Consider the following 1,638-nt stretch of genomic DNA (forward strand, 5'->3'; position numbering starts at 1 on the left):
TCTTCATAGTTGATATAAAATCCGGTTTGCCCCGAAACCTGAAGACGCCGCTGCAACTCTACCTGAAACGTTTTTATCGCATCGAGCATCGTTTCGAATTCGCGCTTTTCAAAGGTGACTTTTGCCGTTCGCACATCTTTCAAATCACCCAAACGCCACTGGCCCGTCTGATCGGCTATTTTCTTTGAGACATAGCTCTCAAGCGGGTTTCGCGTCAGAATGATCTTTGCGCATTTGGGATCATCCATAAAGTGATTAAACATCCGGGGATCGTGGTTGTGAAAGAAGCGAAAACCCGCAAGCCCCTCGGTATTAGATTTCATCGCCTCTAACAAAGTGTTGGGATTCTGTTCGCGCTGCGCCTTGGACACACCACACATCTTGTCCGAATTTGCTTTGCCGACAAACGCAGGATTGTAGGCCTCCCCCCAACATGTAAGCCCAGGGTAGGAATTTACGGTCGCTTCGAGAAAATTAGATCCCGTGCGCATCTCTGCCAAAATTACAAAATAATCAAACTGGTTAGACATATCAGGTTCACTTTATAAGGTAGGGACGCTTGCTTTCGCGCTGTGGCAGGTTGGCATCAGATGTCGTTGGGAAATCCCCGACGAGATACGGACTCATCCCTTTATTCTTGAGATCTTGGAGAAACTGAGTGAAGCCAGTCAAGTCACGTAAACGCGGGGTTTCTGTCAAACGCCGTAAGTTTTTAGGTCCAATTTCGTCTATAATCGTTTGTAAAACCTCGGTTCGGCTCTCGATGAAATCAGCCATTGTCCAGATTCGAATGCGCGCCTTTACATGACGTGACCGCAAAATTTCCAAGTGTTCTGCCTCAATCCGCTGAAGGCGCGCAGCCTCGGCGCGAACGGTAGCGAAATCCATGTTGGAGCGGAACAGCGTCATAGCCCATGCTCCAGAAATTGCCGAAATTTGAGCATTTGGGTCCGTCGCAATTAACCAACTGATCTCTTGATTGTCTCGTGGCCCAAAGCTGAAACACTGGCGTTCCCCGCGCGTGTTCCAAATCAACGATGTAAGAAATCCACACGCATCATAATCACGCAGCTTGGGATTGTTAGATAGCGCACCTGCAAAAACGGGCTGCCCGCCTGCGAACTGTGCGGCCTCGGGCGCGTACAAATGGCCGTGAACCCGCGCACCGACAGCGCGCGACAACCATTCGTCAAAATCCTCAAACAGTTCCGAAAACCCCTCGAACACCGAGTATTGCGCACATGTTTTGCCACGCTCCTTGCCTGCATGAGGCATGCGGCTTTGCATATATAGCCCCTCACGGCCATTCACACGCCGATCAACAGCCTTTGAAAAAATGCGGTCAATTTTTCCGGGATTTGGCTCGGCACCTTGCATCGGATTGTGGGTGGTATTCAGGAATGTGTCGTAGATCCGATCGGCTTTGGGCCAGATTTTCCGTGCAACGAAACAATCCGAGCGCCGCAATAACTGCAAGTGATCATCATAAAAAATGTGTGGCTTACCCTGATAGTCAAACTTTGACAGCGTGAGAGATCTGCTTTCTATATCTGTGGAATGGAGGCGCACAAGGGACTGGTAATAGCTCTCGTCAGGAATCCAAACGCGTTTAAAATACCTGTCGTACACTTGGCGTTC

General features: G+C 49.5%; 1 protein-coding gene and 1 pseudogene. Both read right to left on the bottom strand.

Annotated elements, in window-relative coordinates; genetic code table 11:
- Positions 1 to 530 (bottom strand): annotated as a pseudogene (locus ACTG34_RS13675) (nodulation protein NodH); the annotation flags it as partial.
- 7 nt (positions 531 to 537) lie between these two features.
- The coding region (locus tag ACTG34_RS13680; protein ID WP_439105424.1) for a DUF5927 domain-containing protein at positions 538 to 1,638 on the bottom strand (1,101 nt) is incomplete at its 5' end.

This window comes from Celeribacter marinus (genome assembly GCF_965656515.1).
In the GTDB taxonomy this organism is placed as follows: Bacteria; Pseudomonadota; Alphaproteobacteria; order Rhodobacterales; family Rhodobacteraceae; genus Celeribacter; species Celeribacter marinus_D.